We start from the raw sequence: 17,225 nt of genomic DNA, 5'->3' as shown, positions 1-17,225 counted from the left end.
AAAACAAAAACAATTAGTGACTGTTGTTGACATAAAATTCAAATGAATCTTTTCAACAACGATATTTCCACCAACCTTTTACCTGCTGATGGTGTGGTTAATTATTTTGGTAAGATCATGAGTGATGCTGAAGCGCTGATTTTTTTCAATCGCCTGTTTAGCACAATTGAATGGCGAAATGATGAGGCTGTTATCTATGGTAAGCATTATGTGACTAAAAGAAAGGTTGCTTGGTATGGAGACAAACCGTTTTCCTATTCTTATTCAAACACAACTAAAGAAGCTTTGCCTTGGACGGAAGAACTCCAATCATTAAAAACATTAGCGGAGAAGCTCTCAGGAGAAACATATAACTCCTGTCTACTAAATCTTTATCATACAGGCGAGGAGGGAATGGCTTGGCACAGTGATGGCGAGAAAACATTAAAGAAACATGGTGCTATCGCTTCCTTTAGCTTTGGAGCAGAGAGAAAATTTGCCTTTAAACATAAAAAGACAGCCGAAACTATTTCGTTGCTATTAGAACACGGGAGCTTGTTGATTATGAAAGGCGCAACGCAGGACTACTGGTTACATCGTCTGCCGCCCACTACCAAAGTAAAACGCCCTCGCATCAATCTTACTTTCAGAACAATTGTAGGGCAATAATAAATCAGGCATTTTGTATATTCGTAAAGCAATGATGTTTAGTTAAGCCTTTTTTATTGGCCTCAATTGCAGTCCTCTCCCAAGGAGAGGATGAATAAGGAAGCTTTACCAAAAGAAATTGAACTAGTAAAATGAGAATGTATGTCGAACATCAGTTTAATTATTGAAGAGCGCCCCCGCAACATTGGTAATTTTATGGTTGGCAGACTGCTTCCTTTTCGTGAGAAAAGAATGGTGGGGCCATTTGCCTTTATCGATCATATGGGCCCAGCTACTTTAGGTGCTGAAGAAAATATGGATGTTCCGCCTCATCCGCACATAGGCCTATCCACGTTAACCTTTTTGTTTGAAGGCAGCATCATGCACAAAGACAGTCTAGGGACTGAGGTTGAAATTAATCCTGGTCAGGTAAACTGGATGACAGCCGGCAGCGGTATAGTACACTCCGAAAGAACGCCCCAACGTCTGCGCGGCAAAGAGAAGAAAGTACATGGCTTGCAAATCTGGGTGGCGTTACCGAAGCATTTAGAGAATATGCATCCGGCTTTTCATCATGTAGATGAACAAGACATTCCATCTTGGCAAGAGCATGGGGTATCGTATAAGCTGATTGCAGGCGAAGCCTTTGGCAGAAAATCGCCAGTGCCTGTTTACAGCACGCTATATTTTATTGAGATAAAAAGCACAACAGCCCAACGAATATCTATTGGTAATCAGCTGTATGGAGAATCTGCCCTTTACATTTTAGAAGGCAGCATACAAAGCGAAGGTCATGTGTACGAACCCAAGCATATTTTGGTGAGTAAAGACAGCACGTTATGTGAATTTGATATCAGTGCAAACACAACACTATACATTTTTGGTGGCGAAACTTTTCCAGAAGAACGATTTATCTATTGGAATTTTGTAGCCAGCAGCAAAGAGAAAATTGAAGAGGCAAAACAGCGCTGGCTTAACCAAAGCTTTATTCCTGTGCCTGGCGAAACAGAGTTTGTGCCGCTGCCTCAACAGACTTCCAACCTCACGCAAAAGTAGTTACGTGGGTGTCCGTGAACGAACAAGATTGTTCGTAATTAATCAACCTCCAAAATTTGAAATAGCTTTTGCGCCCTGTATTTGCGGATTTTTGATTGGCATAGTTTTTCAATAGTCTAAGGAAAAAAACCTGATGCTGAGCAATTATTTTAAAATCGCCTTTCGCAGTTTATTAAAACACAAAGCTTACGCGACCATAAACCTTGCAGGCTTATCACTGGGTCTGATGGTTGGAATTTTCATCATGCTTTTTGTAGTAGATGAACTGTCTTACGATAATTTTCACGTAAAGGGAGACAGGATATATCGGGTTAACACAAGCTTTTATGATCTGGGTGCCACAAAAGGCTCAGCCAATGAAACCAACGGATGGCCTGTTGGTAAAGTTTTAGAAAAGGAATTTCCGGAGGTAGAGGCAGTGCTCTATACAAGAAGCGCTTCCTATTTAACCATTAATTATAACGATAAACGTATTCGTCAGTCACTGCATTACGCTACACCAGAATTTTTTAAATTATTTTCCTTCCCTCTTATTGAAGGCAATAGTAACAATGCGCTTAATGATCCTTACAGCGTTGTTATATCAAAAGCAATGCAGGAAAAATATTTCCCAAATGGTCAGGCACTTAATAAGACATTGGTAATGGCCGACACCTTACAGTTTGTTGTTACGGGTGTAATGGAGAATATTCCGAATAACTCACATATTCAGGCTGACATGCTTGTATCATTTGCGACCTATCAAAAACTCGAATCATTTTCTTTCGATGAGGGCTGGGGCAATATTAACATGAGAAACTATGTGTTGCTAAAGGAGGGAGTTGAGGAACAAGCATTTTTTACCAAGGCTAAAAGCATTTACATGGATCGGGTAGGTGACATGATGAAAAGCTGGGGCACTACTGCTTATGTAGAGTTTGAGGCCATGCGTGATATCTATCTTAAAAGTGAAGCCGGCAATGGCATGGGTACTTTAGGAAGTATCAAAAGAGTGTATATGCTAATTGGTATCGCAGCTTTTGTTATTCTGCTTGCTTGTATCAATTTTGTTAATCTCGCAACAGCACGTTCTGTTTACAGAGCAAAGGAGGTTGGATTAAGAAAAGTAGTTGGCTCTACACGGGGTGGCCTTGTTGTACAATTTTTAAGTGAATCATTTGTACTGACTGCCATGGCATTATTTATTGCCTTGGGATTGCTAGGCGTATTTATGCCTTTGTTTAATTCATTATTAGCAAAAGCGTACAACCTGACTGCGCTTTTGAATAGCAACATTATAATCGGAGTTACAATACTTGTGTTGTTGATAACATTACTTGCCGGGTATTACCCTGCTATTATTATGTCGGGAATGAAGCCAGCGACTATTCTTAAAGGTAAACTGCAAAACAATAAACAAGGAACTCATTTAAGAAGAGCATTAGTTGTTTTTCAATTTGTTATTTCTGTTGTATTTCTTACAGGAACCTTTGTGGTTATTCAGCAACTTAATTTTATGCAAGAAAAAGCACTAGGCTTTTCAAAAGACCAAGTGCTTGTGATTAACAGTGCCAGAGTAAACGCAAGCGAACCCAATGCTTTCGAAGCACTTAAAACAGAACTTGAGAACCTTGCCTTTGTTAGTGCTGTAAGTTATACCAATGCATTACCTGGTACCCCTGGGTGGGTAGGACAAATTGCATACCCTGAAGGAAAGGATGGGGATGAAACTGTTAGTGTAGAGTACATGGCTGTAGATGAGAAATACATTAGTGCGCTTGATCTTGAACTAATTGCAGGACGTAATTTTGATAAAAGCCGCACGCAGGAATTGGCAAACGGATTGATTCTGAATGAAACTGCGGTAAAACAATTTGGTTGGGGCTCTCCAGAACAAGCGCTTGGCAAAACAATCACATCACCCTCGAGCACACCGGAAGGAGAAGTTATTGGAGTAGTTAAAGATTACCATCAGTCAGGTTTGCAGCGCAAGGTTAGGCCCATCACTATGGACTATGCGCCAGAGTATAGTTATCTCTTTGCAGTGCGCTATCAAACTAAAGAAACACAACAAGTTATTGAAGCGATATCGAGTTTATGGAAGACAAAATTTGAAGGTTACGATTTCAACTATTTCTTTTTGAATGAAAGCTTTGAGAAACAATATCAGGCGGAGCAACGGCTGGCGAAAGTTTTGGGTATGTTCTCAACCATTACATTGATTATTGCTACCATTGGCTTATTAGGTCTTGTTTCATTTATGGTAGTAACACGTACCAAAGAAATAGGCATCAGAAAGGTGTTGGGTGCAAATGTAATGAGCATCACAAGCATGTTATCTAAGGAGTTTTTATTGCTTGTGTTACTGGCTAATGGCCTTGCAGTACCAATAGTATGGTACTTTGCGCAAGAATGGTTACAAGGCTTTGCTTATAGAATGGAGATGAATCCTCTTATTTTCATGTATACTTCCGCTATTGCACTACTACTAACTTTATTAATTGTAAGTACGCAAACAATTAGAGCGGCCATTGCTAATCCCGTGAGTTCACTAAGACAGGAGTAGCATTAGTCGTTAACCAACAGATCTTTGATTTTCAATTGAATGCTGGTGTTTCCATTGAAGACGTTCTCTTCAACAGTAAAAGCCATGCTAAAATGTTTACCACTAACTAAGCTTTCGTAATGTTTAATCATATCAAAACCAACAACGGCCAACACGTTACTGGTGTTTTCTTGCTTAACAAAAAAGCGTATGTGTCTATCTTTAAAGGCGGAAAGTGAGTGCGCAATATGTAAATGATGCGCTTCAAAAACAGGGTTTAGATTTTCTGGCCCGAAGGGAGCCATTTGTTTTAGTATGTTTAAAAATTTGGGGGTAATAGTATCGAGTTGTATTTCAGCGTCTATATCTATCACAGGGCTTTTCATTTCGTCAGTTACTCTTGCACTAACCACTTCTTCAAAACGCTGAATAAAAGCATCTAAATTTTCATGATCTAAAGTTAATCCTGCCGCATGGCGGTGGCCACCAAACTTATCGAGTAAGTCACCACATGCTTCTATAGCTTCATATAAGTCAAAGCCATGCACACTTCTGGCTGAGCCTGTTATTTTATCATTGGATTCAGTTAGAATAATAGTAGGTCTGTAATATTTTTCAATACAACGCGAGGCGACAATGCCAATTACACCTTTGCTCCAGGTGCTCTTATATAAAACAGTTGAGTTCGCATTTTTTATTCTTTCATCCGCTTCAATCATGGCCAATGCTTCGCCAGTTATATCGAGGTCTACAACCCTGCGTTGATCATTTTTTTCATTAATCGCAAAGGCGAGATCAAGTGCCTCTTGTTCGGTTGAAGCAATTAAAAGTTTAACAGCACCTGTAGCATGTGCAATACGACCGGCAGCATTTATGCGAGGGCCAATGGTGAATACAATACCGGAAACATCAAGCTCATTACGAATGGCTGAAATCTCTTTCAAAGCCTTTAGCCCTGGTGAAGGATTTTCGTTTAGTTTCTTTAAACCAAAAACAGTTAACACCCGATTTTCTCCGGTAATGGGTACAATATCAGAGGCAATGCTAACGGCAACCATATCGAGGTATTGAAAAACCTCTTCCTCGTCACGATGCTTTTGTGCATAAGCTTGTATGAACTTAAAACCAAGGCCACAACCACTTAATTCTGTGTAAGGATAGGTGCAGTCTTCACGTTTAGGATCGAGTACTGCAATAGCAGTTGGTATATTGGCATCGGGCAAGTGATGATCGCAGATAATGAAATCAATACCATGCGAATCTGCCAGTGTTACTTTATCAGAAGCTTTAATTCCACAATCAAGCGTAATAATAAGTGTCATACCGTTTGCAGCCGCATATTCAATACCTGCTTGTGAAACGCCATAACCTTCACTGTAGCGGTCAGGTACATAATATTCGCAGTGCTTGTAAAAACTAAACAAATAACTAAAAACCACAGCAACAGCTGTAGTGCCGTCAACATCATAATCACCATAAATCAGAATTTTTTCTTCTGCTCTGATGGCTTTGTGTAAACGCTCAATGGCTTTTTCCATATCCTGCATGAGGAATGGATTATGAAGATCATCTAGCGTTGGTCTGAAGAACGCCTTTGCCTTTTCATAAGTATCAATATCTCTTTGAATTAGAATACTTGCTAACAGTGGGTTAATGTTAAGCGTCTGGCTTAATGCTTTTACCTGATCTTCTGATGGTGCAGCTTTTTTAACCCAGCGTTTTTGCATGACAAGTATTTAGGAGAGAACCAGTTTAGTGGAATGCTGGTACAAGTATAAAAAAATAGCGGTGTCATTTTGTGACACCGCCATTTCTTTTGTCGAGTAGATTATTAATTGGTGGCTTCTGCAGGTTTATCTGTAGTTACGCCCTCAAGTACGTCTTTAATTTCAACGCGCTGACCATCTCTGTAAGGAACGATCCAGGCATCCTTCACACCCATTTCGCGCATGTATTTTTTAAAAGTATCAGCTTCCCAATAATCGCGGAAAACACCGATGGTTAACTTCTGAGGATCAGCCTCACCTTTAGCAGCTTCACCACCAAAGTTCGGGTTGTTCTCGAAGTACTTTGATAAATCTTTGTTTTTGAAGGCTCCGATCTGAACCTTGAAAACCACACCTTTTGAGAAATCCATAGGTGCTGGAGCGGCCGGAGAAGATTTCATTTGAGCTAATTCTGCACGCGTGGCAGACAGTTGGCTGTTGGCGCGTGAAAGCTCATCTTCCAATTCTGTTATTCTAGCATCTTTTGGAGCCAACTGGCTTTGAAGAGACTTTACCTGATTGGTTAAGTCACCTACTGAATTATCAGCAACCTGCTTGTCCTCAGTAAGCGTTTTAAGAACCTCGGGATTCTTAGCGTATTCTTTGGCTTTCTTTTTCCACTCCTTCTTTTCCTTCTTGGATAGTTGCGCGAAGCTGGCTGTGGAGGCCGCCATTAACGCCAGACAAAAAAATAATACTAGTCTGTTTTTCATTGTGCGTTTGGTTTAATCAGTAATAAAAGTACAAAATATTTTTAAATACTAAGTACCGGCCGTACATCAGACCTTTTAGTGAGTAGGTCTTGCGTAAAACCGGCACATTAATTTGATCTTATTTATCTAGGCTACCCACCATTTTTTCAGGTCTTACCCATTGGTCAAATTGTTCATTTGTTACCAAACCTAGGTCAACTGCAGCTTGACGCAAGGTCTTGTTTTCTTTGTGGGCAGTCTTGGCAATTTTGGCAGCATTTTCGTATCCAATGTGCGTGTTTAGAGCCGTTACTAACATCAAAGAGTTTTCCATGTGCTGCTTGATGATGGCCAGGTTAGGCTCAATACCAACTGCACATTTATCATTAAAGGAAACACAGGCATCACCAATCAAGCGGGCAGATTGTAATACGTTGGCAGCAATTACTGGCTTAAATACATTTAATTCGAAATGCCCCATTGAGCCGCCTATGGAAACAGCTACATCATTTCCCATTACTTGTGCACAAACCATAGTAAGTGCTTCGGGCTGTGTAGGATTTACTTTGCCAGGCATTATAGATGAACCCGGTTCATTATCAGGAATGATAATTTCACCAATACCACTGCGAGGACCAGAGCTTAACATGCGGATATCGTTGGCAACTTTCATTAAAGCCACTGCTGCACGCTTTAATGCACCTGATAATTCCACCATGCCATCATGTGCGGCAAGGGCTTCAAATTTATTAGGAGCAGTTATAAAGGGATAGCCAGTAAGATCAGCAATTTTTTTAGCCACTAATACATCGTAGCCTTTTGGTGTATTTAAACCTGTGCCTACAGCAGTACCACCAAGCGCTAATTCACATACAATCTCTAGTGCATTTTTAATGGTACGAATGCTGTTAGTAATCTGCTGAACATACCCTGAAAACTCCTGACCTAAAGTTAGCGGTGTAGCATCCATGAAGTGGGTACGGCCAGTCTTTACGATGTTGTTGTATTCAGTTGCTTTCTTGGCTAAAGTATCGCGAAGTTTTTCCATTCCCGGCAGGGTAACCTCCATCACTTGCTTATAAGCTGCAATGTGCATGGCTGTTGGAAAGGTATCGTTAGAGGACTGTGATTTATTTACATCATCATTAGGGTGTAGCACCTTTTTATCGTCAGTCAGTTTACCACCACTTAGCACATGGGCACGGTAAGCGATAACTTCGTTTACATTCATATTGCTTTGTGTACCAGAACCGGTCTGCCAGATTACCAATGGGAATTCACCATCGAGTTTGCCCGCTAATATTTCATCACAAACTTTTGCGATAAGATCCTTTTTATCTGCGGCTAGCACACCGAGTTCATGGTTGGCCTGAGCTGCAGCATTTTTGAGGTAGGCAAATGCGTAAATAATTTCTTTAGGCATACTGGCCTCAGGGCCAATTTTAAAATTATTGCGAGAGCGTTCAGTTTGTGCACCCCAATATTTATCGGAGGGTACTTGTACTTCGCCCATGGTATCTTTCTCGATGCGGAAACTCATAGTGTTTTAAATTTTAGATGATGGCAAAAGTATAGAATTTGGTTAATACTTATGTGTTAAATGAGCTACCAAAACTTAGCATACAAGGCTATAACAACCATTAAAATAATAGTGATCCAAACGGTGTTGGATGGACTTACTTTAAACATGGCTTTATCAAGCGCAAAAGCTTTGGGGTTAACCTTAGGCCCCGCCAAGCTGATCACTACCATTAATATCATCGTAAAGAAAAATGACCATCCCATGTTGATGAGGAAGGGTATCTCAAATCCACCTTTACCGTCAGGATAGGCTGTATACAGTAATGTTTCGTTACCTAAAACGGAGGGTGCATAGTTGTTGAAAAAAACAGAGAGTAAAAAGCCTGACAACACACCAACAATGGCTGCGGTGCCAGTTGTTCTTTTCCAAAACATGCCAAGTATAAACATGGCAAAAACACCGGGGCTGATAAAGCCAGTGTACTTTTGGATAAAGGTGAATCCGCCCTCGCCACCAATGCCCAACAGATCATCCCAGGTGCAGAAAATAGCAATAAGCATGGCTACTAATACAGTAACACGACCCACCCAAACCAATTGTTTTTCACTAGCCGTTTTGTTAAAGTAATTGTGGTAGATATCCAGTGTGAAAATGGTTGAAATACTATTGGCTTTACCGGCCAGTGAGGCAACAATGGCGGCTGTTAAAGCAGCAGCTGAAAGGCCTTTCATGCCTGCGGGCAGTAAGCTTAAAATAGCAGAATACGCTCCATCTTTTTTACCATCAAAAACCGCTCCATCGAAATAACCATGTTGGTATAAAACATATGCAGCAATACCAGGCAGCATAACGATTACAGGCATGAATAACTTTAGAAAACCTGCGAATAGGATACCGTTGCGTGCTGTTTTTAAATCTGCCCCAAGCGCGCGTTGTGTAATGTACTGATTGCAACCCCAATAATTTAAATTAGCAATCCACTGACCGGCAAAATACATGGTGATACCTGGAAGAGCGATGTATTTACTGACATAATCACCACTGCTGCTGGCTGTTGGTTTATCAAAAATCATATGGAAATGATCTGGTGCTTTTTTCATGAGGGTTAAGAATCCGTTAAAGGCACTACTGCCCTGATTCAAGGCTTCATCAACAGTATAAAGCGCAAGATAGACGGCTACAAAACCACCTAGTATAAGAACTGCTACCTGAATAACATCGGTATAACCGATTACTTTCATACCCCCAATGGTAATAACAAAAGCAAAGGCAGCAAGCCCTAACACAATAGCATAAAAATACTCAGCACCAGCCAGACCACTAATGGCCATAGCACCTAAATAAAGTATGGAGGTAAGGTTTACAAAAACATATAAGAACAACCAAAACACAGCCATTACAATGGCCACTGTTTCATTATAACGCTGCTTCAAAAACTGAGGCATGGTGTATATTTTGTTTTTGAGATAAACAGGAATAAACCACACAGCAATAATGATTAACGCAATGGCGGCTATCCATTCGTAAGCAGCAACGGCAATGCCAGCGAAGAAACCTTCACCACTCATGCCTATGAATTGTTCAGCAGAAATGTTTGAAGCAATTAAAGAAGCGCCAATTGCCCACCAGGTTAGTGAACCCTCTGCCAAAAAGTAATCTTTGGTGGACGATTCAGCCGATTTTTTTCTATTGTAAACCCACAGGCCGTAGGAGGAAACAAGAACAAAATAGATAAGGAAAACAATATAGTCGCTGGTCTGTAAGAGCTGATCCATGAGTTCAGGTATAAATGTTGATAAAAGTTAGCTTCTAAAGTATTTCTATTTTTTTAAATAAGCCTTACTCATGACATCGTAGAGTTCAATAAGCTCGTTTGATTTTCCCTCTTTATCAAAGATAGATTCCCATGTACTAAGAGGTTCCCAAATGCAAGTACCTTTTCCTCGTCCACCTTCTACCTCAAAAGCAATTTTATTTACCTCTTCTTTACGATGGGAATACTCTACAACAATCACATCTTTATTATACCGCTTCACTAAATCATTTAAATTATCACGTAGATCATCTAAGGTACCATGCCATTTAGGATAGTATGATTCGCCAATTACATCAAACTGTACACCACGTGCCACCATGTTATCAATAAAGAATGCAGACTCATCATGTTGTCCGCCCAATGCAACATGTAGCATCATAACTACAGTCGGATCAACAGCTTTTACGGCTGCGGTTCCTGCACGTATGAGTTGTGCCAAACTATCCAAATGACTTACACTTCCTTCGGGCCAGATAATTCCGTGATTAATTTCATTACCTACCTGCACCATGTCAGGTGTTGTGCCCTGTTCCTTCAAGGCGGTCATTACTTCTTTGGTGTAACTGTAAACAGATTTTTTCAAATCGGTAAACCCTAAATCTTTCCAGGCCTCAGGTTTATATTGTTTGCCTGGATCAGCCCAATAATCACTATAATGAAAATCCAATAGCAACTTCATGCCCGCTGCCTTTACGCGCTTTGCCATAACTAAAGTGTTTTGCAAATCACAAAAGCCTTTGTCTGGTGAATAACCCTTTTCATGAGCAGGATTATTAAAGATGCGCAGGCGTACATAATTAAAACCATGATCTTTCAAGATCTGAATGGCATCTTTTTCAACACCCTTGTCTGAAAATTTGATACCTCGTGCTTCTAACTCAGGCAAAAAAGAAATGTCTGCTCCCATCATTTTTGTTACTTCGCGACCCTTGGCCGATTCACCGCTCAGGTCATAAGTTTTATCTCGTGTTATTGAGGCAACACTTCCTGGTGACACAGTGATGATATCGGTAGCACCTGACCAAAGCCCGGCTGCTTTTGCTTCAAACCTGATAATACCAGGCTTAGTGCCGGCCTGTATTATTACCTGACATTTGCCATTAAAAGCACTGCGTTGCCAACGCCCTTCTTCACATTTATCGGGCTCATGACTGCTAGGGTCTCCGTTTCCAACACCAATAATTTTTGCATCACCACTTATTTCAAAGCGAACCATGTTATCAGCCGTAGGCACTTCACGTCCTTGGTTATCGATAATAGAAATGTTGATAACAGTAGCATCTTTTCCATCGGCCAGCATGGTTGTTTTGTAAGGTGTTAACACCACTTCAAATGGTTGCCAGGTTGTTTCAACTTTTGTTTTTAAAACTTTTCCTTTTTTATAACCTATAGCTTCTAATTTACCTTGCTCGTAAACAACCGGCCATTTTAAATGACTATTACGCGGCATTACTTTTTTACCTAATGTTTTTCCATTTAGGAAAAGCTCTACTTCGTCAGCATTTGAATTAACCCAAACATCGATAGTCTCACCTCTTTTATTAGGCCAATTCCAATGTGGAGAGATGTGAAGAATGTCATGATTAGTCCACCAACTTTGATAGTAGTAATAAATGTTCTTTGGAAATCCACATACATCCATTACACCAAAATGCGAATTAATATTAGGCCACTTATAAGGTGTTGGCTCTCCACGATAATCCAGCCCTGTCCAGATAAAACCACCTAACCAAAATTTAGAATTAGCTGCCAGTGTCCACCAATCTTCAGCTTTACTAGCCCACCACGGTGCTGTTATATCCTGATCGGGCACATAAGCACGAATGCTGTCTTTATGATAAATGCCACGCGTAGTTACGGTGCTGCCCATCTCAGTGCCAATAATAGGCTGTGTTGGATGATCGCGATGATAGTCTGCTACTGCAAACTGACGATAGTTGAAACCTCTGACAGGACTTACTTCATTTACACCATTAAAAACGTTGGCAAGATCTGCAGCATAGATACTGGTTCGTGTAGGATCAAGTTCTTTTTGTTTAGCTAACAAGGTTTGGGCAATACGTTTACCTACTGAGTTAGTTTGTATCCATCCTTCTTCGTTGCCAATAGACCACATAAATACTGAAGGATGATTTCTGTCTCGCAGGATTAACCTAGTAAACTGATCCATATACTCCGGACTGCTGTTCAATAAGCGCTGTTCGTTCATCACAAGCATACCTAAACTGTCGCAGGCATCTAATAACTCCGGTGTAGGTGCATGGTGACTTGCACGATATGCATTTGAACCCATATTTTTTAGGAGACGAATACGGTAGAATTGTAAATAGTCAGGTAGGGCACTACCTAACCCCGCATGATCTTGATGGTTATTTGTTCCTAATAATTTGATATGCTTTCCATTTAGAAAAAAACCTTCCTTGGCATCAATCTTTATTGTGCGAATACCGATTCGCTCTTTGTTGGTGTGTACAATGCTACCATTGCTTTTAATAACTGATACCAGTTTATAGAGATAAGGATCTTCCAAAGACCATAGCCTTGGGTTGTTAACTGTAATTTTTTGTATGAGTTTGCCTTGTGCATTAACGGCCAGGTTAAGCGTCTGCTCTTTTGTTTGTGCAAGCTTTCTACCAGTACGGTCAGTTAAGTAAGAAAAAACAGTGCAATTGGCCGGAGCTAGATTTTGATTCTCAATAGTTGTTTCAATCGAGATGGTAGCATTCTTATCCTGAACCGTTGAGTAAGCGAATACTCCCCCTGTTGCAAAATGCAGGTTATTCAATTTATTAAGCCATATATGACGATAAATGCCAGCACCTTCATAAAACCAGCCTTCGTATTGAGTGGCATCAACTCGCACCACTACAACATTTTCTTTTTTGAAATAGATGTAGTCAGTTATGTCGTAAGTAACGCCAACATAGCCACTATCATTTGTACCGAGATAGAAACCATTTACCCACACACTGGCATTGCGAAAAATACCATCAAACTGTAGTTGAAATCGACTGCCAGAATCTGACTTATCTATATTGAAATGCTTGCGGTACCAACCTATGCTGGTTTCAGGAAAGAAACCACCAACAGGTTTGTATCCATGTGATTGAACATCAAAGTTGTCTTTGTTAACAAAAGGGAGCTCTACAGCCCAATCGTGTGGTACATTTAGTTTACGCCACAGGCTGTCGTTATATTTAGGGTCAATAGCAGTGCCAACAGCACTTCCGGATTTCGAAAAAATAGTGGATAAGCTATAATTGAAATCCTTTTCAGGATCATTTGCATGCCCAAAATGAAAACGCCAATCGTTATCGAAGTTGATTTTTTGTTGTGCATGTGCATTAAAAGCAAATGCTAGAATTAGCGTTAGACAAAACAGAGACTGCTGAATATTTCTAGTGGCTTTCATCGCTATGGAAGTAAGCGATGAAGGTAAATATTTGAGAGAAATTTATCAGATTATTTTTTTAAAAGGTATTACACGATTAATTCCCATCTCCCTTAAAATATTTGTCTTCATCAAATTCAGCCTCCTCACTTACAGGTCTCACCACATCACCGATTTCAACGATCTTGAACTCCGTTCTGCGGTTGCGGGCACGTCCTACCGGATTATCGCTACCATCTGGATTGGTATTGCGGGCAATAGGTGTAGTTTCACCATAACCTTTAGCTGTTAGTCTTTGTTGTGAGATACCATTATTTACTAAATATTTAACTGTAGACTCAGCCCTGCGCTGAGAAAGCAAAAGATTGTACTCATAAGTATCTACACTATCGGTATGCGAGCCCATTTCAATTTTGATCTCAGGATTATCCTTAAGGATCTCTACTAATTTGTTTAGTTCTTTTGCAGCTGTAGGTGTAATATCGGATTTAGCAAAGTCGAAATAGATATTTTCCAGCACAAAAATTTTATTGAGCTCAATACGATCCATCACCATAATGGTGTCTAGTGTAATATTGGTAACGAGTTCTTTTAAAGTGGCCGGATCAACGGATTTTCCTTTCGTAGTGTAGGGTTGACGTTTTGTTAAATAGCCATCCAACTCTCCAAATAATTCATAGTCCTCATCACCATAAACTCGGAATAAGAACTTACCATCATTGCCAGTTACGTAGTCAGTCATGCTCTCTCTTTTGTTATCGAGCAAACTAACTTTGGTATTAGGTAATAACTGAAGTTTACCTTCTTTATCAGGTGAGTAAACAATGCCTTCTAAATAGTAATTGATGATTTTGAGATTGGGATCTTCATTTACAAACGTATAAACATCATCATCTCCCTTTCCTTCTGCTCTATTGGAAGTGAAGAACCCACGATCAGGTTTAAAAAGAAACATACCGAAATCATCAGCATTTGAGTTTACAGGCTCACCCAGGTTTTGTATGATGTTGCGTCCATTAACACGGTTAACTACAAAAATATCCAGCATACCAAAGCCAGCATGTCCGTCAGAAGCAAAGTATAGTTTACCATCTTCTGCCATATGAGGAAAATACTCATCCCCAGGAGTATTGATTTCAGATCCAAGATTTTTTATCTGAGAAAAGCGACCGCGTGAATCCATACGTGCAGAGTAAATATCTAAACCACCCTGGCCCCCCGGACGTGAGGAAGAGAAATACAAAGTTCTGCCGTCAGGGCTGAAAGATGGAGTTGACTCCCAATGACCAGGAGTGTTTACGCTACCTGTTATACGCTGAGCAGCAGTCCACTCGCCATTTCTAAAACGGGCAATATACAGATCTACATCTTCAGCACCTTTTTTCTTACCGGTATTACCTTTTGCAAAGACCATTACTTTTCCATCAGGAGAAAATGTAACACAACCGTCATTAATTCCTTCGGTGTTAATAGAGGAGGGTAAGGGTGCTAGTGTATTTAAATCGACATTGGCTCCTCGCGAGGCAACCTTATAAATATTTGAGAAGGGTTTGCCCTCAGCTTCATAGATTTTGCCTGAGCCACGATTTGAAGTAAAATACAGTTCATTATTGAGAAATACTGGAGAGTATTCTGCTGAAGGGGTATTTAGTGCATCGAGATTTCTAACACGGTAGTAGCTTTTGTTTTGTTTAATTGTTTCTAATTCCTGAATGCCACTAACCTGTGCGTTTGCAAGACGTTTTAGCTTGTCGCTGCTAGCATTTTCGGCCAGGCTATTTAATTGTGTAAGGGCTTCATTGTACTTACCATTGGCTTTTAACGACTGTGCATAGTAAAATTGAACAGTATCCTTATCTATTCCTATCCCCTTGGCATTGGCATAAAATGGTTCAGCCTCTTTAATGCGGTTCGACAAACGGTAACTTTCTGCAATAAAGTAATTTGCTTTACCTGGGTTTTTTGAAAGTGTTTTTTGGTAGAGACCTATTGCGTTCTGGTACTCACCACGATTAAAAGCCTTCATAGCTTTTTTCTCCACGCTGCATGACACCGCCAATAATAGTACAAGAATGAAGGATAGATAACGCATATTTTATGACTAATTTCGAAAACTACAAAAAAGCAGGCAGTCTTTTATACCGTAACCGTGGGCATGTACCGCTTTAGCCAGCCGAATTTAGCAGCCTGCAACCAGGTTTGCTCCAGTGCTCCTTTGGTAGACACAAGATTATTGAAAGTTAACACCTCTGCATTTACCTCAGTAAAGAACGTTTTAAGGTCTCCTCTTCGTATCAACTTAACCTTATTATTTACAAAAAAAGCAATGAGTTCACGATTGAAAAAATCAACGTTTAGCTCCTTACCTAATGCACTCAGGTCGCGGAATAAACTGTCAATTGAACAACCACTTGCACCAGATAAAGATTCGTCAAGGCCAATGATAATAAAATGAGCATGTACAATGTCAACCCCAGCGTGGAGCGTGTTGCCGTGTGCAGTCCATTTCTCCAAAAATCCGGAGATTCGACTTTTAATTATGTCTGACTCACCAGGCTGTAGGGACCTGTCGCTTTGGTATATCCAAACCCTTGCTGTTTCTGGTAAAGCGTCAAATGGTACAATCATAAAAATTAGCTGTGTATTGGTTTACAACGTAAGATTATAAACCTTTTGCCTCTACAATCAGTTCCGCTAAATCTTTTACTGAAACTTCGGCTTCTTTCTCTTTGTTTTTAACACCATCTGTCATCATAGTCATACAGAAGGGGCAAGCCACAGCAATGGTTTTAGCTCCTGTTGACAATGCCTCTTCAGCACGCTCAACATTTATTTCTTTTTTACCTTTTTCAGCATCTTTGAACATCTGTGCTCCACCTGCTCCACAGCATAATCCAGTAGTGCGGCAGCGTTTCATTTCAACCAAATCAGCATCAAGTGCTTCAAGTACCTGACGAGGGGCTTCATAAATATTATTAGCGCGGCCTAAATAACATGAGTCGTGATAAGTAATTTTTTTACCCTTAAATGAACCACCACCTTCCAGTTTAATTTTCCCATCGTTAATTAACTGTTGCAAAAAAGTGGAGTGATGAATCACTTCATAGTTTCCGCCAAGTTCCGGGTATTCATTTTTAATAGTGTTGAAACAATGCGGACAAGCAGTTACAATTTTTTTTATGCCGTAACCATTTAGTACCTGTATGTTCGACATTGCCTGCATCTGAAACAGGAATTCGTTTCCGGCTCTTCGTGCAGGATCGCCTGTGCAACTTTCTTCGGTGCCCAATACTGCGAAATTTGTACCCACAGCATTCATGATTTTAACAAATGCTTTGGTTACTCGCTTGTAGCGATCGTCATACGATCCCGCACAGCCAACCCAAAACAATACTTCCGGACTTTCTCCTTTGGCGGCTAAATCGGCAACAACAGGTATATTCATAATTTTAGAAAATATAATTTAAACTCAAGGTCATTCTTTTAAGTGTGCATCAGGGGCATTTCTTTTTACAGCATCAACCCCCCGGCCCGCTGCAGCTTTAGTCATGTAAATCCCACTTTTACCAATAACGCTACCATTGGCTGCCTTAAGATCAAAGTAGAACTTTCGGTCTGCTGTTTCTTTAATGACATAGCAAGCATCATTGATCGCATTTTTTTTTATGGCCTCCATGCTTTCAGCATAGTCCTCGGCACTGTTGTAACCTTCGGTAGTCAGTATCGTCATACTGTTACTTGATTTCAAATTAAGCAGTATCTGGCCATCCCTTCTTTTTTTGATCTCAAAATACCCCATAGTAAATAGGTAAGTTGTTAGCAAACTTCAAT

12 protein-coding genes are annotated in these 17,225 nt (G+C 40.2%); 3 read left to right on the top strand and 9 right to left on the bottom strand.

Annotation, left to right across the window (positions count from 1 at the left end; translation table 11 throughout):
• The first annotated feature begins 42 nt into the window (after positions 1-42).
• From SanaruYs_RS06170 to SanaruYs_RS06160, 3 genes are all read left to right on the top strand, one after another.
• Entirely contained in the window at positions 43-648 is a 606-nt protein-coding gene (locus SanaruYs_RS06170) for an alpha-ketoglutarate-dependent dioxygenase AlkB family protein (RefSeq protein WP_127121652.1), read from the top strand.
• A 141-nt stretch (positions 649-789) separates the two neighbouring features.
• Positions 790-1,683, top strand: coding sequence for a pirin family protein (locus tag SanaruYs_RS06165; protein WP_127121651.1), 894 nt, complete (start codon positions 790-792; stop codon positions 1,681-1,683).
• Positions 1,684-1,816: 133 nt separating this feature from the next.
• Positions 1,817-4,228 (top strand): ABC transporter permease, encoded by a 2,412-nt coding sequence (locus SanaruYs_RS06160; protein WP_127121650.1) that lies wholly within the window; start codon positions 1,817-1,819, stop codon positions 4,226-4,228.
• A 2-nt stretch (positions 4,229-4,230) separates the two neighbouring features.
• Here the strand turns inward: SanaruYs_RS06160 and recJ are convergent, their stop codons facing one another.
• The 9 genes from recJ to SanaruYs_RS06115 all read right to left on the bottom strand — a co-directional run bounded on the left by recJ (position 4,231) and on the right by SanaruYs_RS06115 (position 17,193).
• On the bottom strand, positions 4,231-5,934 hold the full coding sequence (gene recJ / locus SanaruYs_RS06155; RefSeq protein ID WP_127121649.1) for a single-stranded-DNA-specific exonuclease RecJ: 1,704 nt from the start codon (positions 5,932-5,934) through the stop codon (positions 4,231-4,233).
• A gap of 104 nt (positions 5,935-6,038) precedes the next feature.
• A complete protein-coding gene (locus tag SanaruYs_RS06150; protein ID WP_127121648.1) occupies positions 6,039-6,686 on the bottom strand; it encodes a coiled-coil domain-containing protein in 648 nt (215 codons plus the stop codon).
• Between the two features lie 118 nt (positions 6,687-6,804).
• Entirely contained in the window at positions 6,805-8,205 is a 1,401-nt protein-coding gene (gene fumC / locus SanaruYs_RS06145; protein ID WP_127121647.1) for a class II fumarate hydratase, read from the bottom strand.
• 65 nt (positions 8,206-8,270) lie between these two features.
• Entirely contained in the window at positions 8,271-9,962 is a 1,692-nt protein-coding gene (locus SanaruYs_RS06140; RefSeq protein WP_127121646.1) for a sodium:solute symporter family transporter, read from the bottom strand.
• A 45-nt stretch (positions 9,963-10,007) separates the two neighbouring features.
• Complete coding sequence (galA, locus tag SanaruYs_RS06135) at positions 10,008-13,415, bottom strand: beta-galactosidase GalA (protein WP_127121645.1); 3,408 nt, start codon at positions 13,413-13,415, stop codon at positions 10,008-10,010.
• Between the two features lie 76 nt (positions 13,416-13,491).
• On the bottom strand, positions 13,492-15,486 hold the full coding sequence (locus SanaruYs_RS06130) for a CHU_0125 family OmpA-like outer membrane integrity protein (RefSeq protein ID WP_127121644.1): 1,995 nt from the start codon (positions 15,484-15,486) through the stop codon (positions 13,492-13,494).
• A gap of 44 nt (positions 15,487-15,530) precedes the next feature.
• Positions 15,531-16,022: a hypothetical protein gene (locus SanaruYs_RS06125; protein WP_127121643.1), complete on the bottom strand. Its 492-nt coding sequence runs from the start codon at positions 16,020-16,022 to the stop codon at positions 15,531-15,533.
• 34 nt (positions 16,023-16,056) lie between these two features.
• Positions 16,057-16,839 (bottom strand): (Fe-S)-binding protein, encoded by a 783-nt coding sequence (locus SanaruYs_RS06120; protein ID WP_127121642.1) that lies wholly within the window; start codon positions 16,837-16,839, stop codon positions 16,057-16,059.
• A 30-nt stretch (positions 16,840-16,869) separates the two neighbouring features.
• Positions 16,870-17,193, bottom strand: a complete 324-nt coding sequence (locus SanaruYs_RS06115; RefSeq protein WP_127121641.1) for a YegP family protein — start codon at positions 17,191-17,193, stop codon at positions 16,870-16,872.
• Positions 17,194-17,225: the final 32 nt, after the last annotated feature.

This window comes from Chryseotalea sanaruensis, from assembly GCF_003990915.1.
GTDB lineage: Bacteria > Bacteroidota > Bacteroidia > Cytophagales > Cyclobacteriaceae > Chryseotalea > Chryseotalea sanaruensis.
The sequence above is the reverse complement of the archived record's forward strand: the minus strand, read 5'-3'. Positions and strand labels throughout refer to the sequence as shown.